This window comes from Enterobacter sp. NFIX58 (assembly GCF_900110475.1).
Classification (GTDB): domain Bacteria; phylum Pseudomonadota; class Gammaproteobacteria; order Enterobacterales; family Enterobacteriaceae; genus Enterobacter; species Enterobacter quasiroggenkampii.
The window spans coordinates 20,385-46,043 of sequence record NZ_FODW01000006.1 but is presented as its reverse complement, the minus strand read 5'-3'; the positions used below and the strand labels follow the sequence as shown (position 1 = coordinate 46,043).

Below are 25,659 nucleotides of genomic sequence, written 5' to 3'. Positions count from 1 at the left end.
GCGTGAATACCCTGGTAGAACGCTGGTGCGAAAGCCGTTCCCGGCATCGGGTACTCTGCTGGTGCCTGGGGAGTCTCCTTGCAGGACTGGTCGCGTGGGGGTCGTTGCTCAGACCGGTAGACAAGCAGTGTGCTGAACAACAACGCCAGCTGATTGAAGATGTGAGGACGAACGCGGCGTTATGGCCTGCCGTCAGAAAGGTGCCGTTTCGTCCGGACGCTGTAAAAGCACGGGCGCTGACGCCGTTCTCCCCCCTCGATTTTCAGGGCGATGAGACGACGCTGGTTCACTGGAAGCCGCTGCAAAATGGAGGGGAGCTGGCGCTGGATGCGGAGTGGCAGGCCATTCCGGAACTTTTTTCCCGGCTGGCACAGCAGGATGTGCAGATCGCGGCTTTCACGATTTCGCCACAAGGTTCGGCGTTACGCCTGCGGCTGGAGCTGGAACATGCGGAATAGCGCGCGATTTTTGCTGGTTTGCTCAGTGCTGCTATTAACCGGTATGCGCGATCCGTTTCGTCCCCCGGACGATCCTTGCGCCATTGGCGAGCTGGCGCAGTGGCACTTTCGCGGCATGGTGGAAGGGCAGGAGACTATCGGCATTTTACAGGATGGGCAAAAGCGCTGGTACCGGCTGAAAACGCATGAGCGCTTCCCGGCAGGCTGGAGGATAACAGCCATCAATGCAGCGGAGCTGGCAGTTGATGTGGGTGACACCTGTGACCCGGGAAAATGGACGTGGCAACGAGAAGGAACGGACAAAAATGAATTTACGGATAATGCTGTGGCTGCTGGCGTTCAGCCATCCCCTGTGGGCCGCCGAGCCAAAACCGGTCACGCTGGTGGTGGATGACGTTCCTGTGGTTCAGGTGTTACAGGCCCTGGTCGCACAGGAGAACCGTAATCTGGTGGTATCGCCTGATGTCAGCGGCACGCTTTCGCTAAACCTGACGCGTGTCCCCTGGCGGCAGGCGTTACGGACGGTTGTCACCAGTGCCGGACTCGTCTTGCGCGAGGAAGGCGGCATTTTTTATGTGCATACCGCGGCCTGGCAGCGTGAGCAGCGGGAGCGTTCAGAGCAGGAACAGGCGCGTCGACAGCTTGATGCCCCGCTGGTCACGCAGGGCATTCCCTTTTCCTATGCCGACGCCGGGGAGTTGCAAAAAGCCGCGGAAAAACTCCTGAGCCCAAAGGGGAGTTTGTCTGTCGACACGCGTACCAACCGTCTGCTGATCCGCGATAACCAGACGGTGGTGGAAACGCTGCAGCGCTGGGCCGCCCAGATGGATATTCCCATCGAGCAGGTCGAGCTGGCGGCGCATATTGTGACCATTAACGAAAAAAGCCTGCGTGAGCTGGGGGTGAAGTGGAATCTCGCCGACGCGACCGACGCGGGCAAGGTTGGACAGCTCACGACGCTGGGCAGCGATCTTTCCGTCGCCAGCGCCGCCAGCCACGTGGGTTTTAATATCGGGAGGATCAATGGTCGGCTGCTGGATCTGGAGCTCTCAGCGCTGGAGCAAAAACAGCAGGTCGATATCATCGCCAGCCCGCGGCTGCTGGCCTCGCACGGGCAACCGGCCAGTATCAAGCAGGGCAGCGAGATTCCGTATCAGGTCTCAAGCGGGGAAAGCGGCGCCACCTCCGTTGAGTTTAAAGAGGCGGTACTCGGAATGGAGGTCACACCGGTGGTCTTACCGGGGGGACGCGTGCGCCTGAAACTACACATCAGCGAAAATATGCCGGGACAGGTTCTGCAGCAGGCCGATGGCGAAACGCTGGCTATCGACAAGCAGGAGATAGAAACCCAGGTGGAGGTAAAAAGTGGAGAAACGCTGGCGTTGGGCGGAATTTTTTCCCAGAAGAACAAAACCGGCAGTGACAGCGTACCCGGTCTGGGAAGCATCCCCTGGATTGGGTCGCTTTTTCGTCATGACGGGAAAGACAACGAACGGCGTGAATTAGTGGTGTTTATTACACCACGTCTGGTCGGTATTCGCTGACGGGTAACGATCCCCGCAATGATTTTGCATTCAGTTTGTTGCAGATGTTTGACGTGGGGCATGAATTAGCATACAAGGAGTACCGATTTGAGTTGGACTTACGTCTTATTACCTTATGCGCCCGGCGCGGTGATTTAATCAGTTGCCAAACAAGCCGGAGTATTGAGATAATTTTTAGTCTGACTCTCGCTCTATTGCATATGAGGTTTCAGTTCATGTCCTGCTACGCCGGGTGTCTGCGAAGCGGGGATTACCATTAACGAATAGTCTTAGTAGTACCGATAAAATGGCAGAGAAACGCAATATCTTTCTGGTTGGGCCTATGGGTGCCGGCAAAAGCACTATTGGGCGTCAGTTAGCTCAACAACTCAATATGGAATTTTACGATTCTGATCAAGAGATTGAGAAACGAACCGGAGCTGATGTGGGCTGGGTTTTCGACGTAGAAGGCGAAGAAGGTTTCCGTGACCGAGAAGAAAAAGTGATCAACGAACTCACGGAAAAACAGGGCATCGTTCTGGCAACAGGCGGCGGCTCTGTGAAATCTCGCGAAACCCGCAACCGTCTCTCCGCCCGTGGCGTAGTGGTCTATCTTGAGACGACCATTGAGAAACAGCTGGCACGTACGCAGCGCGATAAAAAGCGCCCGCTGCTGCAGGTTGAAACGCCACCACGCGAAGTTCTGGAAGCGTTGGCCGATGAACGCAATCCGCTGTATGAAGAGATTGCTGATGTGACCATTCGTACTGACGACCAGAGCGCTAAAGTGGTTGCAAACCAGATTATTCATATGCTGGAAAGCAACTGATTCTGGCTTTATATACACTCGCCTGCGGGTAAAAGCATTAAAGGTGGATGTCGCGTCATGGAGAGGATTACAGTTACTCTCGGGGAACGTAGTTACCCTATCACCATCGCGGCTGGTTTGTTTAACGACCCAGCTTCCTTTTTACCACTGAAAGCGGGTGATCAGGCGATGCTGGTCACCAATGAGACGCTGGCTCCGCTTTATCTCGACCGTGTGCGCCACCTGCTTGAGCAGGCGGGCGTAAAAGTCGACAGTGTGATTCTCCCCGATGGCGAGCAGTATAAAAGCCTGACGGTACTGGATACCGTCTTTACCGCATTGCTGCAAAAACCGCATGGTCGCGATACAACACTGCTTGCCCTGGGCGGCGGTGTTGTGGGCGATCTGACCGGCTTTGCGGCCGCAAGCTATCAGCGTGGCGTCCGTTTTATTCAAATTCCAACCACGTTGCTGTCCCAGGTCGACTCCTCTGTCGGTGGCAAAACGGCAGTGAACCATCCGCTCGGTAAAAACATGATTGGCGCGTTCTACCAGCCCGCGTCGGTGGTGGTGGATCTCGACTGTCTGAAAACGCTGCCGAAGCGCGAACTGGCTTCGGGTCTGGCGGAAGTGATCAAATACGGCATTATTCTGGACGGTGAGTTCTTTAGCTGGCTTGAAGAGAATATGGATGCGTTGCTGGGCCTCGATGAGGCTAAACTGGCATACTGCATTCGTCGTTGCTGTGAGCTGAAAGCAGAAGTTGTTGCCGCAGACGAGCGTGAAACGGGCTTACGTGCTTTACTGAATCTTGGGCATACGTTTGGTCACGCGATTGAAGCCGAAATGGGCTACGGCAACTGGCTGCACGGTGAAGCCGTCGCGGCCGGCATGGTGATGGCTGCCCGCACCTCTGAACGTCTCGGACAGTTCAAACCGGAAGAGACGGCACGTATCATTGCGCTGCTTGAGCGTGCTGGTTTGCCGGTGACCGGGCCGCAGGAGATGTCGGCGCAAGCGTATTTACCCCACATGATGCGCGATAAAAAAGTATTGGCAGGTGAGATGCGTCTTGTACTCCCGCTTGCAATAGGGAAGAGTGAAGTACGCGGCGGAGTGCCGCACGATGTCGTTCTTGGCGCTATCGCTGACTGTCAGCAGGCGTAACAACTAGAAAGGTCAGGCCACTGTCGCAGGTGGTCGTTTAGCTTCAGGTGAAATGCAAAGTCGTTGGCATAAGCCTTTGAGTGGGGTGTTAAATGGATGAATTCAAACCAGAAGACGAGCTGAAACCCGATCCCAGCGATCGTCGTACTGGTCGTTCTCGTCAATCTTCAGAACGTGATAACGAGCCGCAGATCAACTTTGACGATGTTGATCTGGATGCAGACGATCGTCGTCCTTCGCGCAGCCGCAACGCGCACGAAGAGCGAGCAGAAGAGGATTATGAGTCCGAAGAAGATTCAATGGACGAACAGCCTGTAGAGCGTCGCCCGCGTAAACGTAAAAAAGCCGCTGCGCCAAAACCGGCTTCCCGCCAGTATATTATGATGGGCCTTGGCGTTCTGGTGCTTGTGCTGCTGATTGTCGGCATTGGCTCCGCGCTTAAAGCACCGTCAACGAACACAACCGAGCAAACGGCTTCCGCTGAGAAGAGCATCAACCTTTCCGGTAACGATGCGTCCGACCAGGCGAATGGTGCACAGCCAGCGCCGGGTGCCACTTCTGCTGAGCAGACCGCAGGGAACACCACAGCGCCGCAGGATGTTTCTCTGCCGCCTGTTTCTTCAACCCCTGCTCAGGGTCAGGCACCTGCTGCGCCTGAAGGTCAGCAGCGTGTGGAAGTTCAGGGAGACCTGAACAATGCGCTGACGCAGCCGCAGAACCAGCAGCAGGTTGATAACGTCGTGGTTAACTCTACGCTGCCAACTGAACCTGCAACCGTTGCCCCGATTCGCGGTGGTAACGCTCAGCCGCAAACGGCTGCGACGGAAACCAAGCCGCGCCAGACTCAGACTGCGACACGTCCTGAACGTAAGCAGGCGGTGATTGAGCCTAAGCGTGAAACCAAACCTCAGGCAGTGGTGAAGGCGCCTGAAGTGAAAGCTGTTCCGGCGCAGCCGAAACACACTGAAACGGCTGCGGTGAGCGAGCCTGCTAAAGCGCCCGTCACGCAGACTGCGCCGAAAGCCACGGCGACCACCACAGCACCGGCTGCCACAGCGGCGCCAGCAGCGACGGCAACAGCCTCCAGCAGCGCGGCAGGTAAAACGGCAGGCAACGTTGGATCGCTGAAATCTGCGCCATCCAGCAACTACACGCTGCAGCTGAGCAGTTCGTCCAACTATGACAACCTCAACAGTTGGGCGAAGAAATCAAATCTGAAAAACTACGTTGTTTATCAGACGACCCGTAACGGTCAGCCGTGGTATGTGCTGGTGAGCGGTGTTTATTCGTCCAAAGATGAAGCAAAACGTGCCGTAGCGGCGCTGCCAGCTGACGTTCAGGCGAAGAACCCATGGGCGAAGCCGATTCATCAGGTTCAGGCCGATCTGAAGTAATGTTTAAAGCGCAGGATGCTGTCGGAGCTTTCTCCACAGCCGGAGAAGGTGTAATCAGTTAGTCAGCATGAAAAAAAATCGCGCTTTTCTGAAATGGGCAGGGGGGAAATACCCCCTGCTCGATGATATTAAAAAGCACCTGCCTAAAGGCGAGTGCCTTATCGAACCTTTCGTGGGTGCGGGATCGGTGTTCCTCAACACCGATTTTTCTCGTTATATCCTGGCGGATATCAACAGCGACCTTATCAGCCTCTATAACATCGTTAAGCTGCGTACCGATGAGTATGTCGCCGAGGCGCGCAAACTGTTTACGCCCGAGAACAACAACCCGGACGTTTACTACCAGTTCCGCGCGGAGTTTAACCAGAGCCAGGATCCGTTCCGCAGAGCCCTGCTGTTCCTCTATCTCAACCGGCATGGTTACAACGGCCTGTGCCGGTATAATCTTCGTGGGGAATTTAACGTGCCGTTTGGCCGCTATAAGCGCCCGTATTTCCCACAGGATGAGCTGTATCACTTTGCCGAAAAAGCACAGAACGCGGAGTTCCATTGCCTCTCCTATGAAGAGTGTATGGAGCTGGCTGGCGTAAATTCAGTGGTTTACTGCGACCCGCCATACGCGCCGCTGTCTGCGACGGCGAACTTCACCGCCTATCACACTAACAGCTTCAGCCCTGCCGAGCAGGCGCGCCTGGCGGAGATGGCGGAAAAGCTGGTCAGCAAAAGAATTCCGGTGTTAATTTCGAATCACGACACGCCTGATACGCGCGAATGGTACAAAGCCGCGAAGCATTTTCAGGTTAAGGTGCGGCGTAGCATTAGCAGCAACGGCGGCACACGTAAAAAGGTGGACGAACTCCTGGCTCTTTATCGCCCCTGAGCCGTTTTGCCCGCCGGTAAACACATTTCAAGGAGAAGCGGATGAAACAGTTTTTGATTGCTCCCTCAATTCTGTCGGCCGATTTTGCCCGCCTGGGTGAAGACACTGCCAACGCACTGGCGGCTGGCGCGGATGTCGTCCATTTCGACGTGATGGATAACCACTACGTTCCAAACCTGACCATCGGTCCAATGGTGCTCAAGGCGCTGCGTAACTATGGCATTACCGCCCCGATCGACGTTCACCTGATGGTGAAACCGGTTGACCGCATCGTGCCTGACTTCGCCGCGGCGGGTGCCAGCATCATCACCTTCCATCCGGAAGCCTCTGAACATGTGGATCGCACGCTGCAGCTGATCAAAGAGAATGGCTGTAAAGCGGGTCTGGTGTTTAACCCGGCCACGCCGCTGAGCTATCTCGACTATGTCATGGACAAGCTGGACGTGATCCTGCTGATGTCTGTTAACCCGGGCTTTGGCGGCCAGTCATTCATCCCTCACACGCTGGATAAGCTGCGTGAAGTCCGCCGTCGTATTGACGAGTCAGGCTACGATATTCGTCTGGAAGTGGACGGCGGCGTGAAAGTGAATAACATTGGTGAAATTGCGGCGGCAGGCGCGGATATGTTCGTTGCAGGTTCAGCCATTTTCGACCAACCGGATTACAAAAAAGTCATCGATGAAATGCGCCGCGAGCTGGCGAAGGTAAGTCATGGATAAATTACAGGCTATTCGGGGTGTGGCATTCGACCTCGACGGCACGCTGGTTGACAGCGCGCCGGGCTTAACGAGCGCCGTTGACCAGGCGCTGTATGCACTTGAACTCCCCGTTGCGGGTGAAGAGCGTGTCGTCACGTGGATTGGCAACGGCGCCGATGTTCTGATGGAGCGCGCGTTGACGTGGGCGCGTCAGGAGCGTGCGTCACAGCGTTCCGCCCAGGGGAAACCGAGCGTCGATCACGCGGACATCCCGCAGGAAGAGCAGCTGCGTATTCTGCGCAAACTGTTCGATCGTTTCTATGAAGAGACCGTCGAGGAGGGCAGCTTCCTGTTCCCGGACGTTCAGGAAACGCTGAGTGCGCTGCACGCGAAGGGCATCCCGCTGGGTCTGGTGACCAACAAACCCACGCCGTTTGTCGCACCGCTGCTCGACGCGCTCGATATCGCGAAGTTTTTCTCCGTGATTGTGGGCGGCGACGATGTGCAAAACAAAAAGCCTCATCCGGAACCGCTGCTGCTGGTGGCAGGAAAATTATCCTTAACGCCTGCGGAGCTGCTCTTTGTCGGCGATTCACGCAATGATATTCTGGCTGCCCGCGCGGCCGGGTGTCCTTCCGTGGGGTTAACCTATGGCTACAACTACGGTGAAGCCATCACGCTGAGTGAGCCGGACGTCGTTTTCGACCACTTCAAAGATTTGTTGCCCGCACTCGGGCTTTCGCACAGTGAACATCAGGAATTGAATAATGACTAAGCCCATCGTTTTTAGTGGCGCACAGCCTTCAGGTGAATTGACCATTGGTAACTACATGGGTGCGTTACGTCAGTGGGTCAGCATGCAGGATGACTACCATTGCATTTACTGCATCGTCGATCTCCATGCGATTACCGCGCGTCAGGATCCTGAGAAGCTGCGCAAAGCCACGCTGGACACCCTGGCGCTGTACCTGGCCTGCGGTATTGATCCAGAGAAGAGCACCATCTTCGTTCAGTCTCACGTGCCGGAGCACGCGCAGCTGGGCTGGGCGCTGAACTGCTACACCTATTTCGGCGAGCTGAGCCGCATGACACAGTTCAAGGATAAATCCGCGCGCTACTCTGAAAACATTAACGCCGGTCTGTTTGACTATCCGGTGCTGATGGCGGCGGACATTCTGCTGTACCAGACTAACCAGGTCCCGGTGGGTGAAGACCAGAAGCAGCACCTGGAGCTGAGCCGCGATATCGCCCAGCGCTTTAACGCGATCTACGGCGATGTGTTTAAAGTGCCTGAGCCTTTCATTCCGAAGTCCGGCGCGCGCGTGATGTCGCTGCTGGAGCCGACCAAGAAGATGTCCAAGTCTGACGATAACCGTAACAACGTTATCGGCCTGCTGGAAGATCCGAAATCGGTGGTGAAAAAACTCAAGCGTGCGGTGACCGATTCCGACGAGCCGCCTGTTGTGCGCTACGACGTGCAGAACAAAGCGGGCGTCTCCAACCTGCTGGATATCCTCTCCGGCGTCACCGGTCAGAGCATCCCTGAGCTGGAAAAACACTTCGAAGGCAAGATGTACGGCCACCTGAAAGGCGAAGTGGCAGATGCCGTTTCCGGCATGCTGACCGAGCTGCAGGAGCGTTATCACCGCTACCGTAACGACGAAGCTTTCCTGCAGAAAGTGATGAAAGAGGGCGCGGAAAAAGCCAGAGCGCGCGCGTCCGAAACCCTGAAAGCGGTGTACAACGCGATTGGGTTTGTTGCGAAGCCTTGAGTCTGCTTGCCGGGTGGCGCTAACGCTTACCCGGCCTACAGGATCGTGTAGGTCGGGTAAGGCAAAGCCGCCACCCGACAAAAAACACACTCTCCAAAACTAAAAAACCGGGACATCCCGGTTTTTTTACGCCTGTAAAACGCTTACTGCTGCGCTGCTGGGCCGCAACCACCGATGATTTTCGAAATGGAGATCGCCGGGTGCAGCAGATAATCGTAGCTGCAGTTATTTTTGGTGTTCTGTACGTGACCGGTGCAGGCCGTCAGCGTCGATAACAGGCCAACCAGAACGGCGGCTTTTGCCAGTTTGAACATATGCATTCCTTGTCTAAAAAATGGATGTAATACGAGGGAATAAATGGAAAAGTTCCACTATGCGGGCGGTATGTTATCGGTAGGCGTAAGAGGGGAGTAGTCCGCTTAAGGACTACTCCAGGAAGGGAGAATATGCGTTAGTGATTCGAGAACCAGTTCAGCCTGTCGCGCAGTTCAACCACGCGACCTACCACGATCAGCGCCGGGCTTTCAACCTGCTGCGCCAGCTCGCCTAACTGCGTCAGCACGCCATCCACCACGCGCTGCGTAATGGCGGTGCCGTTTTCGACCAGCGCGACGGGCATATCCGCATTCATACCGTGCTCCAGCAGCTTCGCCTGAATCGTGGCGGCCTGATTGAGCCCCATGTAGAACACCAGCGTCTGCTTTTCAGCGGCCAGGTTATGCCAGTCCAGCTCGCTGCCGGTCTTCAGGTGGCCCGTCACCAGACGCACGCTCTGGGCGTAATCCCGGTGGGTCAGCGGAATGCCAGAGTACGCTGAACAGCCGGATGCCGCCGTAATGCCGGGCACGACAGAGAACGGAATGCCCGCGTCGCACAGGGTTTCCAGCTCCTCGCCGCCGCGACCAAAGATAAACGGATCGCCGCCCTTAAGGCGCACCACGCGTTTACCTTTCTGCGCTTCGCGCAACAGGATCTGGTTGATTTCCTCCTGGGGCACGCAGTGGTAGCCCGCCCGTTTGCCCACGAAGACGCGGTCGGCATCGCGACGGACCAGATTCATGATGTCATCGGACACCAGACGGTCGTACACCACAATATCGGCCTGCTGGATCTGCTGTAGCCCTTTCAGCGTCAGCAAACCCGCATCACCGGGGCCTGCGCCCACCAGCACCACTTCGCCGCGATGGTCCAGCGGTTCGCTCAGCAGCTGTTCGGTCGTCTCTTCAACGGCTTTGGTGTCCTGATTCGCCAGCGACTGCGCCAGCCTGTCGTTCACAAAGAATTTTTCCCAGAAGCGACGGCGCTCGCCCACGGTCGCGAAGGTTTGCTTCACGCGTGAACGCAGCTGCCCGGCATAATGCGCAATCTGGCCAAGATGCTGGGGCAACAGGGCTTCCAGTTTTTCCCGCAGCAGACGCGCGAGAACCGGCGAACGTCCCCCGGACGAGACCGCAATCATCAGCGGCGAGCGGTCGATAATCGACGGCATGATAAAGCTGGCCTCTTTCGGCGCATCCACCACGTTGCAGAAGATACGGCGCGCTTCGCAGGCGTCGCTCACGCGCTGGTTCACTTCATCGTCATCCGTCGCGGCAATGGTCAGCCAGCAGGTATCCAGCAGGGATTCATTAAACGCGCCCTGTTCCAGTGTGAGCATCCCTTCCTGAGCCCAAACCTCAAACTGGGGGGCGAAGGACAGGGCATTCACGGTCAGGCGGGCGCCAGCCTCTAATAGCAGGCGCGCTTTGCGCTCGGCCACGTCGCCGCCGCCCACGAGCAGGCAGTCGCGGTTGCGTAATTGACAAAAAATCGGCAGGTGATCCACGACGTTACCTCACAGCATTCATGGCGGGGGAAGAATTGACGTCAGGATAACAGCAGGAATCGTACAGAACATACGGTTTTTCCTGCCGTTACCCATAAGGGGTCATAAGCCTTTCCTGTTGAAAAGGCGAGGGGTTACGCTTTCAGCTGCACCTCGCCGTCCTTCACGCGGACGTCGTAGTGTTTGACCGAGAAGCTTTCATCTTCCATGCAGAGTCCGTCGGTTAAGCGGAAACGCTGCTTTTTCAACGGGCTGGCGACCCACAGTTCACCCTGGTGCTCGGCAATCAGGCCGCGGGAGAGCACGCTGGCCTCAAAGAACGGGTCGATATTGCTGATGGCAAAAACCTGTTCATCGTGGCGAGGGCGGAAAATCGCCACCTGCTCGCTGCCCAGCAGCGCACAGACGCCGGTGGCGGGGAGAATGTCGTTAATATTGCAGATGTTTACCCACTGGCTCATGCGTTTTCCTCCACCAGCGTGACCGGAATACGTTCATACGGCGTCGCCGGACGATGCTGTTCGCGCTCCGGCACAACCTGTACGTTCGGGTCGCGCTGGGTGCTGTTGATAAAGTGTTTGAAGCGCGTCTGCGCCGCCGGGGTGTTGACGGTTTCCGTCCACTCGCAGATCACCGCCTCGCGCAGGCGTGCCATTTCCGCTTCCAGATGTTCGTTCAGGCCCAGCTTGTCGTCGATAACGACCGATTTCAGGTAATCGATGCCGCCTTCGAGGTTATCGAGCCAGGAGGCGGTACGGGTCAGCTTATCGGCGGTACGGATGTAGAACATCATGAAGCGGTCGAGATACTGAATCAGCGTGTCACGATCGAGATCCGCCGCCAGCAGGTCCGCATGGCGCGGTTTCATCCCGCCGTTGCCGCATACATACAGGTTCCAGCCTTTCTCGGTGGCAATAATACCCACGTCTTTACCCTGCGCTTCCGCACATTCGCGGGTACAGCCGGAGACGCCAAACTTCATTTTGTGCGGGGTACGGATGCCTTTGTAGCGGTTTTCCAGCTCAACGCCGAAGCCCACGCTGTCGCCGACGCCGTAGCGACACCAGGTGCTGCCCACGCAGGTTTTCGCCATGCGCAGCGCTTTAGCGTACGCGTGGCCGGTTTCGAAGCCCGCTTCAATCAGCTGACGCCAGATTTCCGGCAGGTCGTCCTTCTGCGCGCCAAACAGGCCGATACGCTGGGAGCCGGTAATTTTGGTGTAGAGGTTAAATTCACGTGCGATACGGCCCACCGCGACCAGCCCTTCCGGCGTAATTTCACCACCCGCCGAGCGTGGAATCACGGAGTAGGTGCCGTCTTTCTGGATGTTGGCCAGGAAGTTGTCGTTGGTGTCCTGCAGCGGCGTATGCTCGGGCTTGAGCACGTACTCGTTCCAGCAGGAGGCCAGCAGGGAGCCGACGGTCGGTTTACACACTTCACAGCCGTAGCCCTGGCCGTGCTTCGCCAGCAGTTCGTCGAAGGATTTGATGCCTTCCACGCGGATCAGGTGGTACAGCTCCTGGCGAGAATACGCGAAGTGCTCGCACAGGTTGTTGTTCACTTCGATGCCCTGTTTCGCCAGTTCGGCGTTCAGCACCTGAGTGACCAGCGGAATACAGCCGCCGCAGCCAGTACCGGCTTTGGTTTCCGCTTTCAGCGCCGCAACGGTGTGGCACCCTTTGTTGATCGCGGAGATCAGCATGCCTTTGGTCACGTCGAAGCAGGAGCAAATCTGCGCGCTGTCCGGCAGTTTATCCACGCCGATGGACGGCTTGCCGCTGGAGGCGTGCGCCGGGAGGATCAGCGCGTCCGGGTTTTCCGGCAGCTCGATGGCGTTGAGCACCAGCTGGAGCAGGTTACCGAAGTCGCTGGTGTCGCCCACCAGCACCGCGCCGAGCAGGGTTTTGTTGTCCTGGCTGACGATGAGTCGTTTGTAGACCTCTTTGCTTTCGTCCAGATAGACGTAGCTGCGGGAATTCGGGGTGCGGCCGTGCGCATCGCCAATACCGCCTACATCCACGCCCAGCAGCTTCAGCTTGGCGCTCATGTCTGCGCCGGTGAAGGCGTTTTCGTTACCGAGGATATGATCCACGGCGACCTGCGCCATTTTGTAGCCCGGCGCCACCAGGCCGTATACGCGGTTGTTCCAGCTGGCGCATTCGCCGATGGCGTAGATATCCGGATCGGAGGTCTGGCAGGTGTCGTTAATCATGATCCCGCCGCGCTGCGCGACGGCCAGGCCGCACTGGGTTGCCAGCTTGTCGCGCGGGCGGATGCCGGTGGAGAAGACGATGAAGTCCACCTCCAGCTCGCTGCCGTCGGCAAAGCGCATGGTTTTGCGCGCTTCAGTCCCTTCCTGAACGATCTCTTTGGTGTTCTTGCTGGTGTGAACCTTCACGCCCATGCTTTCGATTTTACGACGCAGCTGGTCACCACCCATGTGGTCGAGCTGTTCGGCCATCAGCATCGGGGCAAATTCAATGACGTGGGTTTCCACGCCGAGGTTTTTCAGCGCGCCTGCTGCTTCCAGACCCAGCAGGCCGCCGCCGACAACCGCACCACGTTTGCTTCGACGCGCACAGGATTCAATGGCGTTGAGATCTTCAATGGTACGGTAAACGAAGCAATCCTGTGTTTCCGAGCCTTTAATTGGCGGGATCCACGGGTACGAGCCTGTCGCCATGATCAGCTTGTCGTAAAAAACCGTACGGCCAGCACTGGAGTGGATCACTTTTTCCTGACGGTTGATGGTGATAGCGCGTTCGCCCACCAGCACTTTTACGCCATGCTTCTCGTAGAAACCTTCGCGCACCAGAGAGAGCTCTTCGGCGGTATGATGGGAGAAGTAGGAAGACAAGTGCACACGATCGTATGCCTTGCGGGGTTCTTCACAGAACACGGTAATATCGAACTGCTCAGCATCGGCCTTATCGAGAAGATCCTCAATAAAGCGGTGGCCGACCATACCGTTACCGATGATAGCGAGTCTGACTTTGCTCATTATTGCCTCGATTTCTTTTCTATTATTGCCTACCTTAACGATTCAGCAGGGGCGCTTATTGATGCAAATCAAATACGTCTTCGCCTACTCCTTAGGTGGTATATGACTGATTTGTCAGGATTTTTATAAGTGGCGGAAATCGCAGGCTTTTCGTGTTCGTTGAATTTGTGTACAACTCAGGGGCGGTTTTGCAAAAATCGATACGCCTGAATATCAGCTGCGTTTATGAGGGGAAAGGTATGTCTACATCACCGTTATGGCTTGTTCAGAATGTGCGTTTACTGGGTCGGGATGGGCTGTGGCAACTTGCCATCGAGAACGGGCGATTTGGTGATATCACCCCCATGGACGATACCCACGCCGAAAGTTATGAGGTACTGAACGCGCGCGGTGGTCTCGCTCTCCCACCGTTCATCGAGCCGCATATTCATCTTGATACCACCCAGACGGCGGGGGAGCCGAACTGGAACCAGTCCGGCACGCTGTTCGAAGGCATTGAACGCTGGGCGGAGCGCAAGGCGCTGCTCAGCCATGAGGATGTGAAAGCACGCGCCTGGAAAACGCTGAAGTGGCAAATCGCTAACGGCATCCAGTTTGTTCGTACCCATGTGGATGTCTCTGACCCGACGCTCACCGCCCTGAAGGCGATGCTGGAGGTGAAACAGGAGGTGGCGCCGTGGGTAACGCTGCAAATCGTCGCGTTTCCGCAGGAAGGTATTCTCTCTTACCCGAACGGCGCGGCGCTGCTGGAAGAGGCGTTAAAACTGGGGGCCGACGTGGTGGGGGCGATCCCGCACTTCGAATTTACCCGGGAATATGGCGTCCAGTCGCTGCACATCGCTTTTGAACTGGCGAAGAAGTATGACCGACCGCTGGATATCCACTGCGATGAAATTGACGACGAACAGTCGCGGTTTGTCGAGACGGTGGCCGCGCTGGCGTATGAGGCTGGCATCGGCTCGCGCGTGACGGCCAGCCACACCACCGCCATGCACTCGTACAACGGCGCTTACACGTCGCGGCTCTTCCGTCTGCTGAAGATGTCGGGGATTAACTTCGTCGCGAACCCGCTGGTCAATATCCACCTGCAGGGGCGCTTTGATGACTATCCGAAGCGTCGCGGTATCACCCGCGTGAAAGAACTGCAGGAGGCGGGCATTAACGTCTGCTTTGGTCACGACGATGTCTTCGACCCGTGGTACCCGCTCGGCACCGGCAATATGCTGCAGGTGCTGCATATGGGGCTACACGTCTGCCAGATGATGGGCTATCCGCAAATCGACAATGGCCTGAACCTGATCACCCATAACAGCGCCCGTACCTTCGGCCTGAGCGATTACGGTATTGAAACGGGAAATCCGGCAAATCTGATTATTTTGCCTGCGGAGAGCGGGTTTGAAGCGGTGCGCTGTCAGGTGCCGGTGCGCTGGTCGATTCGTCAGGGGCGGATTATCGCCACCACGCAGCTGGCGCAGACCTGGATCCAAATGGATACCGGAGGAGAAGAGGTCAGTTTCGCCAGAAACAGCCCCTCTGCATAATGCAAAGGGGCGCAGGGTTTAGTGCGATGCCGCTACCGCGTTGTGCTGGCGGTGGCGGGTCACAAAGCCCAGGATGAAGCACATGATGAACACCACGGCGTACAGACCGTTCGCGGTGTGCAGCGCGGCCAGCGGGCCGCTGTGGGCAACGATCGGGCCCGTCACCACGAAGGTCAGCATGGTGCCGATGGTGCCGCAGGTCAGAACGAAGTTAACCAGCTTCGGCGAGGCCACTTTGGTCTGCAGAGAGCCCAGGGTGATGATCGAGGTGTAGATCGCGCTGGAGAAGAAGCCCAGGGTCAAAATGAACCACGGCATATGTTCCGGGGAACCGTTGATGAACAGATACATCAGCACGGTCGCCAGACCTGCCAGCACGGTCAGAATGCGCTGCAGGTCAAAGAAGCGCAGGATGAAGCTAAACGCCCACATGCCGAACATGTAAGACATCCAGAAATCGCTCACCAGTTTACCCGCATCGTTCAGGCTCATGCCCAGACCTTTGGCGTATTCCGGTACCCAGGAGATAAAGCCCAGCTGGCCCAGGATGTAGCACAGGGCGGCGATGGAGAGGAACAGCACGCCGATACCCCATTTCTCTTTCGCCACAGGCTCTGCCGTGGTTTGCGCTTTCTTGCCCAGTACCGGGAACTCGCAGCCGAAGGTCAGAATAAAGATCGCCACGTAGACGAGACCAATGCAGGCATAGACCCAGTACCATTCAATGCTGCGGGCCAGTAGAACGGCCGCGACCATCGGGAAGATCATGCCGGCCATGCTGAAGAAGGAGTCGGTAAACAGCAGGCGCGCGCCGCGCTGGCGGCCTTCATACATATGGGTAATCAGGAACGTACCGATCGACATGGTGATCCCGCTAACCAGGCCGAGCACGAACATGGCGGCAGAGAACAGGGCGATGCTGTGGCTCAGCATCAGCCCCGCCACGGCGGCGACCATCAGCACAAAGCCGAAGCGAAGCTGGGTTTTCAGCGGCACGATTTCCATCAGCCAGGCATTCAGGAAGATAGAGATCAGGATCCCCGCGTTGAGGAAGGTGAAGGTGTTACTCATGCTGGAAACGGGCAGCTGGAAGTAGTCTGCGATATTCCCCATCACCATCCCGGTGACGATCACCAACGCGCCGGTCAGGGCGTAGGAGAAGAAGCTGATCCATGTGAGCTTGATGCGATTGCTGTTAGTCATGTCTTGCCTGTTCAGAAAAAGAAAAGCGCCCATCGGGCGCTGAGAGCGGGCAGATTTTAGACATTAAAGTGATCTATTCATATCTTTTAAGAGAAATTAGAAGTTCATTGCAAGTTTTTATGTGATCGTGATCACATAAAAAGGCGATAAAACCAATCGTTTGCGTGGTTACAACTGTTTCAATTTCGTAAAATTAGGTAAAAGGCTGGTCTCCGTTCATACTGCTCTTTAGAATCAAGCCATTCGCTTTTTATACTGCGCTTTGTTAAGGAATTCTCATGCTCAAATCAACACTGGCGGCTGTCGCAGCTGTGTTTGCTCTTTCTGCCGTTTCCCCTGCTGCGCTGGCAGCAAAAGGGGACCCTCACGTTCTGCTGACCACCTCCGCCGGGAATATTGAGCTGGAACTGAATAGCCAGAAAGCTCCGGTTTCTGTGAAAAACTTCCTCGACTATGTGAATAGCGGCTTCTACAACAACACCACCTTCCACCGCGTGATCCCGGGCTTCATGATTCAGGGCGGCGGCTTCAACGAGCAGATGCAGCAGAAACAGCCGAACCCGCCAATCAAAAACGAAGCGGACAACGGCCTGCTGAACAAGCGCGGCACGATCTCTATGGCGCGTACCGCGGACAAAGACAGCGCGACCAGCCAGTTCTTCCTCAACGTGGCGGATAACGCCTTCCTCGACCACGGTCAGCGCGACTTCGGCTATGCCGTTTTCGGTAAAATTGTGAAAGGGATGGACGTCGCCGACAAGATTTCTCAGGTGCCTACTCACGACGTCGGTCCGTACCAGAATGTGCCGTCAAAACCTGTCGTGATCCTCTCCGCAAAAGTTCTGCCGTAATTCTTCTGAACGCGGGCTTCTCCTGCCCGCGTGATGTCGCCCTCCCTGCGAAAGCGCGTTTTGCTGCTTATACTTGTGGCAAACGGACTATTCAGGGAGGCGTTAAGTGAAAAAACTCACCGACAAGCAAAAATCCCGTCTCTGGGAGCAGCAGCGTAGCGTCAACTTTCAGGCCAGTTGTCTCCTTGAGAAAGGTAATGGTCCATCGGAGTCCGACATTGAGACCCTGGAGCTTGGGCCTTCCGCGCCCGGGTTACCCCATCTGTGCCTTATTCACCGCCATCTCTACCGCAGAGAGATGAAGCGGGCAGGGGAGTTCCGTACCGACGATATTTTCAAGGGGGATATTCCCTTCTGCCATTTCGAATACATCGAGAAGATGGGGAATGAACTGATGGCGGCGCTGGAAAGCGAAAAGTATCTTGTGGGCCTTGAGAAAGCGGCGTTTGTTGACCGGGTTAGCCACTATTACTGCGAAATCAACATGCTGCACCCGTTTATGCGCGGCAATGGCATTGCCCAACGGGTGTTCTTCGAGCAGCTGGCGCTTCACGCGGGTTACGCGCTGGACTGGCGCGATATCGATCCTGAGCAGTGGGTGACCGCTAACCGCAGCGGCGCAACGGGGGATTTAACCGCGCTAAACGCTATCTTTGCCAAAGTAGTGAGCGAAGCGCGGGAATCTGAGTAGAATAGGGCGGCATTTTTTTCGGGAGCCGCCATGATTCTGCTGATTGATAACTACGATTCCTTCACCTGGAACCTTTACCAGTATTTTTGCGAACTGGGTGCAGAGGTGGTTGTTCGTCGCAACGACGAGATCGAGCTCGCCGATATCGAGACGCTGGCTCCGCAGAAAATCGTGATTTCACCCGGCCCCTGCACGCCGTCGGAATCGGGTATTTCGCTGGAGGTTATCCAGCACTATGCCGGCAGGCTGCCGATCCTGGGCGTCTGCCTGGGTCATCAGGCGATTGCCCAGGCGTTTGGTGCTACCATCGTGCGGGCCGCCAAAGTGATGCACGGTAAAACCTCGCCGGTTACGCACGCGGGCACCGGGGTGTTCACGGGGCTCAATAATCCGTTAACCGTGACGCGCTACCACTCGCTGGTGATTGACCCGCCGACGCTGCCTGACGGCTTTGAGGTGACCGCCTGGAGCGATACGCAGGAGATCATGGGGATTCGCCACCGCGAATGGGATCTCGAAGGCGTGCAGTTCCATCCGGAAAGTATCCTCAGCGAGCAGGGGCACGCGCTGCTGGCAAATTTCCTCCATCGCTGAATATCTGTTGCCTTGCTGTGATTTTTTATGCATATTTTGTGATTATATTTTCACAATCAATGTGACATAAAATGGATGGGCATGACATGGCAACTGAACAACCAGCAATTACCCGCGCAACATTTGATGAAGTGATCCTGCCGATTTATGCACCGGCTGAGTTTATCCCGGTGAAGGGGAAAGGCAGCCGCGTCTGGGATCAGCAGGGTAAAGAGTATGTGGATTTCGCGGGCGGAATTGCGGTCACGGCGCTGGGTCATTGCCATACCGCGCTGGTGGAGGCGCTGAAAACCCAGGGCGAAACCCTGTGGCACACCAGCAACGTCTTTACCAACGAACCGGCGCTGCGCCTGGGCCGCAAGATCATTGAGGCGACCTTTGCCGAGCGCGTGCTGTTTATGAACTCCGGCACAGAAGCTAACGAAACCGCCTTTAAGCTGGCGCGCTACTACGCGACTACGCGCCACAGCCCGTATAAAACCAAAATCATCGCCTTCCATAACGCTTTCCACGGGCGCTCCTTCTTTACCGTCTCCGTTGGCGGCCAGCCGAAGTATTCCGACGGGTTTGGCCCGAAGCCGGCCGACATCGTCCACGTGCCGTTTAACGATCTGCACGCGGTAAAAGCGGTGATGGACGACCACACCTGCGCGGTGGTGGTGGAACCTATTCAGGGAGAAGGTGGCGTGACCGCGGCAACCCCGGAATTCCTGAAAGGGCTGCGTGCGCTGTGCGACGAACATCAGGCGCTGCTGGTCTTTGATGAAGTGCAGTGCGGAATGGGACGTACCGGGGACCTGTTTGCCTATATGCACTACGGTGTGACGCCGGATATTCTGACCAGCGCGAAAGCGCTCGGCGGTGGATTCCCGGTAAGTGCGGTCTTGACGACGCAGGAGATCGCCTCCGCGTTCCACGTCGGTTCTCACGGCTCAACCTACGGCGGTAACCCGCTGGCGAGCGCCGTGGCGGGTGCCGCGTTCGATATCATCAACACGCCAGAGGTGTTGAACGGCGTTAGCGCGAAGCGCGAGCTGTTTGTGAAACACCTGAAAAAGATTGATGAGCAGTACGACGTGTTCAGCGAGATCCGTGGGATGGGGCTGCTGATTGGCGCTGAGCTGAAGCCGCAGTACAAGGGCCGCGCGCGTGATTTCCTGCACGCCGCCGCTCGCGAAGGGGTGATGGTGCTCAACGCCGGGCCGGACGTCATGCGCTTTGCGCCGTCGCTGGTGGTGGAAGATAAGGATATTGAAGACGGATTAACCCGCTTTGCCGCGGCGGTTGCGAAGATCGCCCAGCAGAATTAGTACGGCGTTCGTTTCAGCACGCGCGTTAACCAAACCCCATGATGCGGACGCTGACGCCATGCCACCGACGAAATGGTGTGCATGGTGTTCAGATGCCCCAGCACGCGCTGTAAATGCTGTTCCAGGGTGCTCATTGGGCCGTGGGTCAGCGTTTCCGGCGCTTCCAGAATATTTGAATCCCCCGACTCACCCGGCGAGTCATACTCCAGACGCTGCTGACACCGCTGCAACGCAATTTCACACGACTGCAAATAGCGCTGCGCCAGATCCGGCGTGAGCATCGTGTGCTCGCGCGCCAGCGTGGTCATGGCGTTAATGTGCTCGACGATAAACTGGCTGTGCGTCACCCAGAGCTTCATATCGGCCAGATAGTGCGAGTTAAAGCCCGGCTCCTGCATCGCCTGATTGAGCGAGTTAAACAGGGCGTTGTGCGCCTGGTTGACCTTCATGCGCTGATACGCCAGCGGGGAGGGCTGCGGGTCGTCGCTGAGGATCAGGCGAATGGCCTGCTGGTCGGCTTCCAGCGCGTCGTGGGCGTTCTGCCTGAGCAGTCCGCTTTGCCACTGCGGCCAGAGCCAGACCATACCGCCGAAGGCAATCAGGCAGCCGATCAGGGTATCGATCAGCCTGGCGACAATAAACTGTTCGCCATTGAGCGTGAGTAGCTGCAGGGTGTATACCGCCGTCACCGTGAAGCCCACCATCGCCCAGCCGTAGTTTTTGCGGATAATCAGGTAACTCACCAGCGTGATCGCCAGCATCCCTGCCAGGGTGTAGCCTTCCGGCACGTGGAAGTGCAGCGTCACGCCCGCAATGATCAGCCCGGCCATGGTGCCGCCCGCGCGATGCAGAATACGCACCCGCGTGGCGCCGTAGCCGTTCTGGGTGACAAACAGCACGGTCATTAAGATCCAGTAGGGTTTCGGCAGATGCAGCGCCATGCCCATCAGGCTGGCGGTACTGAGCATCACGCTAATTCGTGCGGCGTTGCGCAGGGCGGACGATTTAAGCGACAGATAGCTCCTGAGCGCGGGCAATAGCGGCAGCCGTTTTTGCTTATCCGCCATCAGATCGCGCGGATAAAGCGGGCGCTGGGTGCGCAGCACGCGGGCGATGCGGCTGAAGTGCCAGGCGGCAAACTGGCCGACCGGGTTATCCGGATGCTGACGGGCGATTTTCTCCAGCGCGCCGAGCTGTTTTTCCATGTTAAATCGCGTGGGGTAGCGGTGGTAAAGAATATCGTCTGCCAGCACCCGCAGACGTGCCGAGACGGTCTGCGCGTTCCAGCGGATCACCGCTTCGGCGTGGCTGCGCTCGACCAGCTTTTGCACCTCCTGCGGATGGTGCAGGCTCACGGAGATATGCTCCTGCAGGTCCAGCCCGACCTGGAAGGTGCGCAGCAGCCGTTTGTACTCGTGGTTCTTGTTGGCGGCGAGCATATGCAGCTGCTGATAGCACTGGCTTATCAGATCCACCACCTTCTGCTGGCGCGTCAGCAGCGGCGGTAAGGCTTTTTCCGGATCGGTATGCTGGGTGAGCAGGGTGTATTTGGCTTCGCAGTATTCCGCCAACTGCACATAGAGCAGGCTCAGGGATTCGCGCAGCGGCTGTTCCCGCCACAGCCAGAACCAGAACCAGTTGAACAGCCCGTACCACAGTGTCCCCAGGGCGTAGATCAGCAGCGGCTCCCACACCGGCATATTCCCGGCGAGGCTTAGCGTGAAGATGGCCGCAATCAGCGACGCTGGAAGCAGGCGGGCGTGCAGCGAACTGATTTCCGCCGTGACGCCGAGCGTCATCGCCAGCACGGTTAGGATCAGCGGCAGCGGGATATCACGAGCCAGTAACAGCTGAACAGCGAGGCTACAGCCGGCAAACAGGCAGCCACCAATAATCAGGCGTTTGAAAAAGCGCTTATGCGGCGTGTCCAGACCGGCGATGTTGCAGCAGGCGGGCACGAGGGAAAACAGCAGGCCTTGCTGAAGATGTCCGAGGATCAGGCCTATGGCCACGGGTAGACACAACACCAGCGTTTGTCGCAGTGCGTAGTTAACTTCCGGGTGATAGATCAGCCTGCGCCACATGGGGAGTAGAGACAAAAACGGCGTGACACCTTGCGATGGCACGCCGTTTGAGCGGAATTAACGCGTTCCGTAGACCACGATGGTTTTACCGTGGGCGGAAATCAGGTTTTGATCTTCCAGCATTTTCAGGATACGGCCCACTGTTTCACGGGAGCAACCAACGATCTGACCAATTTCCTGACGGGTAATTTTAATTTGCATGCCGTCCGGGTGGGTCATGGCGTCCGGCTGTTTCGCCAGGTTCAGCAGAGTTTGTGCGATGCGGCCCGTCACGTCCAGGAAGGCGAGGTTGCCCACTTTCTCTGAGGTGACCTGCAGGCGGCGCGCCATCTGGGAAGAAAGACGCATCAGGATGTCAGGGTTAACCTGAATCAGCTGACGGAACTTCTTGTAAGAAATTTCAGCCACTTCACATGCTGTCTTTGCACGAACCCAGGCGCTACGTTCCTGGCCCTCTTCAAACAGGCCCAGTTCACCGATGAAATCGCCCTGGTTCAGATAAGAAAGGATCATCTCTTTCCCTTCTTCATCTTTGATCAGCACTGCCACCGAGCCTTTAACGATGTAATACAACGTTTCCGCTTTTTCACCCTGGTGAATCAGCGTGCTCTTCGATGGGTACTTATGAATGTGGCAATGAGACAAGAACCATTCGAGAGTCGGGTCTGTTTGCGGTTTGCCAAGCACCATGCGCTGTTATCCTCTGTTATAAGCTGTCACCAGAGTCATCAGATGCATCCGGACTCTGGGGTTGCAATCGAATTCTTACCCATACCCTGGGAAGTCGGCTACCGTAACGTTTCGCAGCCAGTAAAGTTTGATGTCCTCTGCATACATGTGTAACGTCAATGTATTACTGTAGCATCCTGAGTGTTTTAGCATAGCTTTCGCCGCGTGTCTCCTGGTGTCTCGCTTCAGCATGATGCAGGTCGCCTTCCATTGCGAGAAATGTAACGCACGCGTAATCTGTCACCAAAAATGCAACGTTGGAGTTTAAGAATATGCAAGCGCGCGTGAAGTGGGTTGAAGGTTTAACGTTCCTGGGCGAATCCGCGTCAGGGCACCAGATTTTGATGGACGGTAACTCCGGCGATAAAGCGCCCAGCCCAATGGAAATGGTGCTGATGGCGGCAGGGGGATGCAGCGCCATTGACGTGGTGTCGATTCTGCAGAAAGGTCGTCATGACGTGACGGATTGTGAGGTGAAACTCACGTCAGAACGTCGCGAAGAGGCGCCACGCCTGTTCACCCACATTAATCTGCACTTTGTGGTTACCGGTAAGGCGCTGAAAGACGCGGCGGTTTCACGTGCGGTGGACCTGTCTGCCGAGAAGTACTGTTCTGTGGCGTTAATGCTGGAGAAAGCGGTAAAAATCACCCATTCGTATGAAGTGATCGAGGCTTAATCTTTTGGCGGGTGGCGCTTCGCTAACCCGCCCTACAAAAGCTACAACTGCACGAACGTAGGCCGGATAAGCGAAGCGTCATCCGGCAACAGACGTCACGCAATCTGCTTTCCTTCCATCAACCGCTCCACCAGCGGCGTCATGATGAGCTCCATCGCCAGCCCCATTTTTCCGCCCGGCACGACCAATGTATTCATGTGAGAAATAAACGAGCCCTGCAGCATCGCCAGCAGCCAGGGGTAATCAATGCCTTCGAGATTGCGGAAATGGATCACCACAAAGCTTTCATCCAGGGATGGGATACTTTTGGCCGCGAACGGGTTGGAGGTGTCCACCGTCGGCACGCGCTGGAAGTTAATATGGGTGCGGGAGAACTGCGGCGTCAGGAAGTTGATGTAATCTTCCATGGAGCGCACCACCGAGTCCATCACCGCCTCTCGCGAATGGCCGCGTTCGCTCATGTCACGCGTCAGCTTCTGGATCCACTCCAGGTTAACGATAGGCACCACGCCAACCAGCAGGTCCACGTGGCGCGCTACGTCGTGTTGCGGCGTGACCACGCCGCCGTGTAATCCTTCGTAAAACAGCACGTCGGTGGGTTCCGGCAGGGGCTGCCAGGGGGTAAAGGTACCCGGCACCTGATTCCAGGGAACGGCTTCATCATAGGTATGCAGATACTTGCGGGACTGCCCTTTGCCGCTCTGACCGTACTCAATAAAGGTTTGTTCCAGCAGGCCGAAGTCATTGGCTTCCGGACCGAAGTAGCTGATATGTTTTCCCAGATCGCGCGCCTTACGGATGGCCATGTCCATCTCCGGACGCGTGTAGCGGTGAAAGCTGTCGCCTTCGACCTCCGCCGCACGGAGATTCAGCTGGGCGAAAATCTTGCGAAATGCGAGGCTGGTGGTGGTGGTTCCCGCACCACTTGACCCCGTAACGGCAATAACCGGATGTCTGGCAGACATAGCAACTCCCTGACTGAAAAGGGTGGAAGATCAGCCGTGAAACGCGTTGCGGGGCATGATATTGACCGTCTCATGCAGTTCTGACCACACCAGCACCACGTCGCCGCTTTTCAGCTGGCGCTTTACATCGTTGACCTTTTGCTCAAGCGAGCGTTCCTGTTCACCATAATCGGTGCCTTCGCGTAATACAAAGCTTTCAATCAGATTATCGAGCGTTTCGGGAGCCAGATCCTGCCAGGGAATAATCATGTTGCACCGTCCAGATAAGGGGTTAGCCAGTCAGGAATACGCGTCTCAAGCCACATTTTCGGGCGGCGCAGCGTGCCGCCAATAAACCCGACGTGGCCGCCGTGCTCGGTCAACTGATAGTGAACGTTGTCGGGCAGGAATTCCTGAGCGGGAATCGAGTGATGATCCATAAACGGGTCATCTTTGGCATGAATGATCAGCGTCGGCTGCGTGATCTTGCTGAGCAACGGCATGGCGCTGCACTGACGATAATAGTCAATCGCATCGGCGAAGCCGTGAATTTTCGCGGTGATCAGATCGTCGAATTCGCGAATGCGGCGTACCTTTTTCAGCTGGCGCAGGCTGACCGGGAGGGTGTCCGGGTAGGCCTTCAGCTTACGCGCCGCGTTGGCCTTCAGCAGGTTGAGCAGGTAGCGCTGATAGACGCGGGAAAAGCCTTTATCCATGTGGTAGCTGCACTGCTCCAGCATGAACGGGGCGGAGACGATGACGGCGGCATCCAGCGGGACGCTTTCCCCCTCTTTAGCCAGCAGGCAGGCCAGCATATTGCCGCCCAGCGAGTAGCCTACGGCCGCGGTGGGCACGGTGCCGAAGTTGTCCCGCAGCCAGTGTAAAAACCACGTGCCGTCTTCGGTTTCACCCGAGTGATAGATGCGTTTCTGACGATTCGGTTCGCCGCTGCACCCGCGAAAATGCATCACCACGCCGAGCCAGCCGCGCGCTTTGGCCGCCTCAATTAACCCGTGCGCATACGGGCTGTGAAGGCTGCCTTCCAGACCGTGAAAAACCACCAGCCGCGGCTTATGGCGAGCCTGATCCGGCGCTTCGCTCCAGGCGAGATCCAGAAAGTCACCGTCTGGCAGGTCTAGCCGCTGCCAGTGTGGGGTGAATTGCACCTTGCGGCGGATCAGTCGCGGCAGCATGGTCTGCAAATGGCGATTGGCGACGCCGCGCATAGGCACGAACTCAGTGCTGTCTTCGGCTGCAATCTCGAAGCCTGATGGAATGATTTGGGTCATAAGCGCGATGCTGATTCTTGTCAGAAATTAACGATACTTTCCGAATTGTACCCCGTTTAGCCTGGTTTTCCGAAACATGAACTGATCCCGATCACAAATATTTACCTTGATTATTACTCTCAGGCTAATGATTCAGCTCTACGCTTAATTGATGCCTTTCTCACCAGAGCGCACACTTTACTCAACGTTAAGCAAATCAAAATGATTAGCTGAATCAGGA

The 25,659-nt window shown here is 56.6% G+C and carries 26 protein-coding genes; 16 read left to right on the top strand and 10 right to left on the bottom strand.

Annotated features, from left to right (window positions below):
- Window positions 1-2 precede the first annotated feature (2 nt).
- The 10 genes from BMW97_RS20210 to trpS all read left to right on the top strand — a co-directional run bounded on the left by BMW97_RS20210 (window position 3) and on the right by trpS (window position 8,700).
- Window positions 3-458, top strand: coding sequence for a HofO family protein (locus tag BMW97_RS20210; protein ID WP_045909335.1), 456 nt, complete (start codon window positions 3-5; stop codon window positions 456-458).
- Window positions 448-852: a HofP DNA utilization family protein gene (locus tag BMW97_RS20205; RefSeq protein WP_045909334.1), complete on the top strand. Its 405-nt coding sequence runs from the start codon at window positions 448-450 to the stop codon at window positions 850-852. The genes BMW97_RS20210 and BMW97_RS20205 overlap by 11 nt, the downstream gene beginning before the upstream one ends.
- Window positions 764-2,002: a DNA uptake porin HofQ gene (gene hofQ, locus BMW97_RS20200; RefSeq protein ID WP_045909333.1), complete on the top strand. Its 1,239-nt coding sequence runs from the start codon at window positions 764-766 to the stop codon at window positions 2,000-2,002. Before BMW97_RS20205 ends, hofQ begins: the two co-directional genes overlap by 89 nt.
- A gap of 286 nt (window positions 2,003-2,288) precedes the next feature.
- Window positions 2,289-2,810: a shikimate kinase AroK gene (aroK, locus tag BMW97_RS20190; RefSeq protein WP_003861630.1), complete on the top strand. Its 522-nt coding sequence runs from the start codon at window positions 2,289-2,291 to the stop codon at window positions 2,808-2,810.
- Window positions 2,811-2,867: 57 nt separating this feature from the next.
- Complete coding sequence (gene aroB, locus BMW97_RS20185; RefSeq protein WP_024907920.1) at window positions 2,868-3,956, top strand: 3-dehydroquinate synthase; 1,089 nt, start codon at window positions 2,868-2,870, stop codon at window positions 3,954-3,956.
- A gap of 92 nt (window positions 3,957-4,048) precedes the next feature.
- On the top strand, window positions 4,049-5,350 hold the full coding sequence (damX, locus tag BMW97_RS20180; protein ID WP_045909332.1) for a cell division protein DamX: 1,302 nt from the start codon (window positions 4,049-4,051) through the stop codon (window positions 5,348-5,350).
- Window positions 5,351-5,417: 67 nt separating this feature from the next.
- Window positions 5,418-6,230: an adenine-specific DNA-methyltransferase gene (dam, locus tag BMW97_RS20175; protein ID WP_045909331.1), complete on the top strand. Its 813-nt coding sequence runs from the start codon at window positions 5,418-5,420 to the stop codon at window positions 6,228-6,230.
- Window positions 6,231-6,271: 41 nt separating this feature from the next.
- Window positions 6,272-6,949, top strand: a complete 678-nt coding sequence (rpe, locus tag BMW97_RS20170; RefSeq protein ID WP_008503032.1) for a ribulose-phosphate 3-epimerase — start codon at window positions 6,272-6,274, stop codon at window positions 6,947-6,949.
- Entirely contained in the window at window positions 6,942-7,703 is a 762-nt protein-coding gene (gph, locus tag BMW97_RS20165; RefSeq protein ID WP_045909330.1) for a phosphoglycolate phosphatase, read from the top strand. Before rpe ends, gph begins: the two co-directional genes overlap by 8 nt.
- Window positions 7,696-8,700 (top strand): tryptophan--tRNA ligase, encoded by a 1,005-nt coding sequence (trpS, locus tag BMW97_RS20160; RefSeq protein WP_090393104.1) that lies wholly within the window; start codon window positions 7,696-7,698, stop codon window positions 8,698-8,700. Before gph ends, trpS begins: the two co-directional genes overlap by 8 nt.
- Before the next feature lie 143 nt (window positions 8,701-8,843).
- On the opposite strand, the gene BMW97_RS20155 is transcribed toward trpS, so the two are convergent.
- The 4 genes from BMW97_RS20155 to nirB form a co-directional block, all read right to left on the bottom strand.
- A complete protein-coding gene (locus tag BMW97_RS20155) occupies window positions 8,844-9,014 on the bottom strand; it encodes a YhfL family protein (protein WP_008503029.1) in 171 nt (56 codons plus the stop codon).
- A 137-nt stretch (window positions 9,015-9,151) separates the two neighbouring features.
- Window positions 9,152-10,525 (bottom strand): siroheme synthase CysG, encoded by a 1,374-nt coding sequence (gene cysG, locus BMW97_RS20150; protein ID WP_008503028.1) that lies wholly within the window; start codon window positions 10,523-10,525, stop codon window positions 9,152-9,154.
- Window positions 10,526-10,659: 134 nt separating this feature from the next.
- Window positions 10,660-10,986: a nitrite reductase small subunit NirD gene (nirD, locus tag BMW97_RS20145; RefSeq protein ID WP_045909328.1), complete on the bottom strand. Its 327-nt coding sequence runs from the start codon at window positions 10,984-10,986 to the stop codon at window positions 10,660-10,662.
- Window positions 10,983-13,526, bottom strand: a complete 2,544-nt coding sequence (gene nirB, locus BMW97_RS20140) for a nitrite reductase large subunit NirB (protein WP_045909327.1) — start codon at window positions 13,524-13,526, stop codon at window positions 10,983-10,985. Before nirB ends, nirD begins: the two co-directional genes overlap by 4 nt.
- Before the next feature lie 239 nt (window positions 13,527-13,765).
- Between nirB and BMW97_RS20135 the strand changes: the two genes are divergently transcribed.
- Window positions 13,766-15,067 (top strand): cytosine deaminase, encoded by a 1,302-nt coding sequence (locus tag BMW97_RS20135; protein ID WP_045909348.1) that lies wholly within the window; start codon window positions 13,766-13,768, stop codon window positions 15,065-15,067.
- 18 nt (window positions 15,068-15,085) lie between these two features.
- On the opposite strand, the gene tsgA is transcribed toward BMW97_RS20135, so the two are convergent.
- Entirely contained in the window at window positions 15,086-16,270 is a 1,185-nt protein-coding gene (gene tsgA / locus BMW97_RS20130; protein ID WP_045909326.1) for an MFS transporter TsgA, read from the bottom strand.
- A 278-nt stretch (window positions 16,271-16,548) separates the two neighbouring features.
- Between tsgA and ppiA the strand changes: the two genes are divergently transcribed.
- From ppiA to BMW97_RS20110, 4 genes are all read left to right on the top strand, one after another.
- Window positions 16,549-17,121, top strand: coding sequence for a peptidylprolyl isomerase A (ppiA, locus tag BMW97_RS20125; protein WP_014885514.1), 573 nt, complete (start codon window positions 16,549-16,551; stop codon window positions 17,119-17,121).
- Between the two features lie 106 nt (window positions 17,122-17,227).
- Window positions 17,228-17,812, top strand: coding sequence for a putative adenosine monophosphate-protein transferase Fic (locus tag BMW97_RS20120; RefSeq protein WP_045909325.1), 585 nt, complete (start codon window positions 17,228-17,230; stop codon window positions 17,810-17,812).
- Window positions 17,813-17,842: 30 nt separating this feature from the next.
- Window positions 17,843-18,406, top strand: a complete 564-nt coding sequence (pabA, locus tag BMW97_RS20115; protein ID WP_045909324.1) for an aminodeoxychorismate synthase component 2 — start codon at window positions 17,843-17,845, stop codon at window positions 18,404-18,406.
- Between the two features lie 86 nt (window positions 18,407-18,492).
- Window positions 18,493-19,716, top strand: a complete 1,224-nt coding sequence (locus tag BMW97_RS20110) for a bifunctional acetylornithine/succinyldiaminopimelate transaminase (protein ID WP_175481450.1) — start codon at window positions 18,493-18,495, stop codon at window positions 19,714-19,716.
- On the opposite strand, the gene BMW97_RS20105 is transcribed toward BMW97_RS20110, so the two are convergent.
- Both BMW97_RS20105 and crp read right to left on the bottom strand, forming a co-directional pair.
- Window positions 19,713-21,800, bottom strand: a complete 2,088-nt coding sequence (locus BMW97_RS20105; RefSeq protein WP_045909322.1) for a YccS/YhfK family putative transporter — start codon at window positions 21,798-21,800, stop codon at window positions 19,713-19,715. The two genes, BMW97_RS20110 and BMW97_RS20105, sit on opposite strands and share 4 nt — an antisense overlap.
- A gap of 57 nt (window positions 21,801-21,857) precedes the next feature.
- Window positions 21,858-22,490, bottom strand: a complete 633-nt coding sequence (gene crp / locus BMW97_RS20100; RefSeq protein ID WP_000242758.1) for a cAMP-activated global transcriptional regulator CRP — start codon at window positions 22,488-22,490, stop codon at window positions 21,858-21,860.
- A 311-nt stretch (window positions 22,491-22,801) separates the two neighbouring features.
- On the opposite strand from crp, the gene BMW97_RS20095 reads away from it, so the two are divergent.
- The gene (locus BMW97_RS20095; protein WP_014885509.1) at window positions 22,802-23,206 is read left to right on the top strand and encodes an OsmC family protein; all 405 of its coding nucleotides are present in this window, start codon (window positions 22,802-22,804) and stop codon (window positions 23,204-23,206) included.
- A 95-nt stretch (window positions 23,207-23,301) separates the two neighbouring features.
- On the opposite strand, the gene BMW97_RS20090 is transcribed toward BMW97_RS20095, so the two are convergent.
- Genes BMW97_RS20090 through BMW97_RS20080 form a run of 3 tightly spaced genes read right to left on the bottom strand, consistent with a single transcriptional unit; the run spans window position 23,302 to window position 25,439 of the window.
- Window positions 23,302-24,171 (bottom strand): phosphoribulokinase, encoded by an 870-nt coding sequence (locus BMW97_RS20090; RefSeq protein ID WP_008503017.1) that lies wholly within the window; start codon window positions 24,169-24,171, stop codon window positions 23,302-23,304.
- Window positions 24,172-24,201: 30 nt separating this feature from the next.
- Complete coding sequence (locus BMW97_RS20085; protein ID WP_008503016.1) at window positions 24,202-24,420, bottom strand: YheU family protein; 219 nt, start codon at window positions 24,418-24,420, stop codon at window positions 24,202-24,204.
- Window positions 24,417-25,439 carry a hydrolase gene (locus tag BMW97_RS20080; protein ID WP_045909321.1) on the bottom strand — a complete coding sequence of 341 codons (1,023 nt, stop codon included), beginning with the start codon at window positions 25,437-25,439 and terminating at the stop codon, window positions 24,417-24,419. The genes BMW97_RS20085 and BMW97_RS20080 overlap by 4 nt, the downstream gene beginning before the upstream one ends.
- Between the last annotated feature and the right edge of the window lie 220 nt (window positions 25,440-25,659).

What these genes read in the sequence shown, in the direction of transcription:
- BMW97_RS20135 (WP_045909348.1), top strand. Translation starts at nt 13,766, where the DNA reads ATGTCTACATCACCGTTATGGCTTGTTCAGAATGTGCGTTTACTGGGT.
- BMW97_RS20085 (WP_008503016.1), bottom strand. Translation starts at nt 24,420, where the DNA reads ATGATTATTCCCTGGCAGGATCTGGCTCCCGAAACGCTCGATAATCTG.
- rpe (WP_008503032.1), top strand. Translation starts at nt 6,272, where the DNA reads ATGAAACAGTTTTTGATTGCTCCCTCAATTCTGTCGGCCGATTTTGCC.
- BMW97_RS20095 (WP_014885509.1), top strand. Translation starts at nt 22,802, where the DNA reads ATGCAAGCGCGCGTGAAGTGGGTTGAAGGTTTAACGTTCCTGGGCGAA.
- aroK (WP_003861630.1), top strand. Translation starts at nt 2,289, where the DNA reads ATGGCAGAGAAACGCAATATCTTTCTGGTTGGGCCTATGGGTGCCGGC.
- nirD (WP_045909328.1), bottom strand. Translation starts at nt 10,986, where the DNA reads ATGAGCCAGTGGGTAAACATCTGCAATATTAACGACATTCTCCCCGCC.
- trpS (WP_090393104.1), top strand. Translation starts at nt 7,696, where the DNA reads ATGACTAAGCCCATCGTTTTTAGTGGCGCACAGCCTTCAGGTGAATTG.
- ppiA (WP_014885514.1), top strand. Translation starts at nt 16,549, where the DNA reads ATGCTCAAATCAACACTGGCGGCTGTCGCAGCTGTGTTTGCTCTTTCT.
- BMW97_RS20155 (WP_008503029.1), bottom strand. Translation starts at nt 9,014, where the DNA reads ATGTTCAAACTGGCAAAAGCCGCCGTTCTGGTTGGCCTGTTATCGACG.
- hofQ (WP_045909333.1), top strand. Translation starts at nt 764, where the DNA reads ATGAATTTACGGATAATGCTGTGGCTGCTGGCGTTCAGCCATCCCCTG.
- aroB (WP_024907920.1), top strand. Translation starts at nt 2,868, where the DNA reads ATGGAGAGGATTACAGTTACTCTCGGGGAACGTAGTTACCCTATCACC.
- pabA (WP_045909324.1), top strand. Translation starts at nt 17,843, where the DNA reads ATGATTCTGCTGATTGATAACTACGATTCCTTCACCTGGAACCTTTAC.
- nirB (WP_045909327.1), bottom strand. Translation starts at nt 13,526, where the DNA reads ATGAGCAAAGTCAGACTCGCTATCATCGGTAACGGTATGGTCGGCCAC.
- crp (WP_000242758.1), bottom strand. Translation starts at nt 22,490, where the DNA reads ATGGTGCTTGGCAAACCGCAAACAGACCCGACTCTCGAATGGTTCTTG.
- BMW97_RS20105 (WP_045909322.1), bottom strand. Translation starts at nt 21,800, where the DNA reads ATGTGGCGCAGGCTGATCTATCACCCGGAAGTTAACTACGCACTGCGA.
- BMW97_RS20080 (WP_045909321.1), bottom strand. Translation starts at nt 25,439, where the DNA reads ATGACCCAAATCATTCCATCAGGCTTCGAGATTGCAGCCGAAGACAGC.
- gph (WP_045909330.1), top strand. Translation starts at nt 6,942, where the DNA reads ATGGATAAATTACAGGCTATTCGGGGTGTGGCATTCGACCTCGACGGC.
- tsgA (WP_045909326.1), bottom strand. Translation starts at nt 16,270, where the DNA reads ATGACTAACAGCAATCGCATCAAGCTCACATGGATCAGCTTCTTCTCC.
- BMW97_RS20110 (WP_175481450.1), top strand. Translation starts at nt 18,493, where the DNA reads ATGGCAACTGAACAACCAGCAATTACCCGCGCAACATTTGATGAAGTG.
- BMW97_RS20205 (WP_045909334.1), top strand. Translation starts at nt 448, where the DNA reads ATGCGGAATAGCGCGCGATTTTTGCTGGTTTGCTCAGTGCTGCTATTA.
- dam (WP_045909331.1), top strand. Translation starts at nt 5,418, where the DNA reads ATGAAAAAAAATCGCGCTTTTCTGAAATGGGCAGGGGGGAAATACCCC.
- BMW97_RS20090 (WP_008503017.1), bottom strand. Translation starts at nt 24,171, where the DNA reads ATGTCTGCCAGACATCCGGTTATTGCCGTTACGGGGTCAAGTGGTGCG.
- damX (WP_045909332.1), top strand. Translation starts at nt 4,049, where the DNA reads ATGGATGAATTCAAACCAGAAGACGAGCTGAAACCCGATCCCAGCGAT.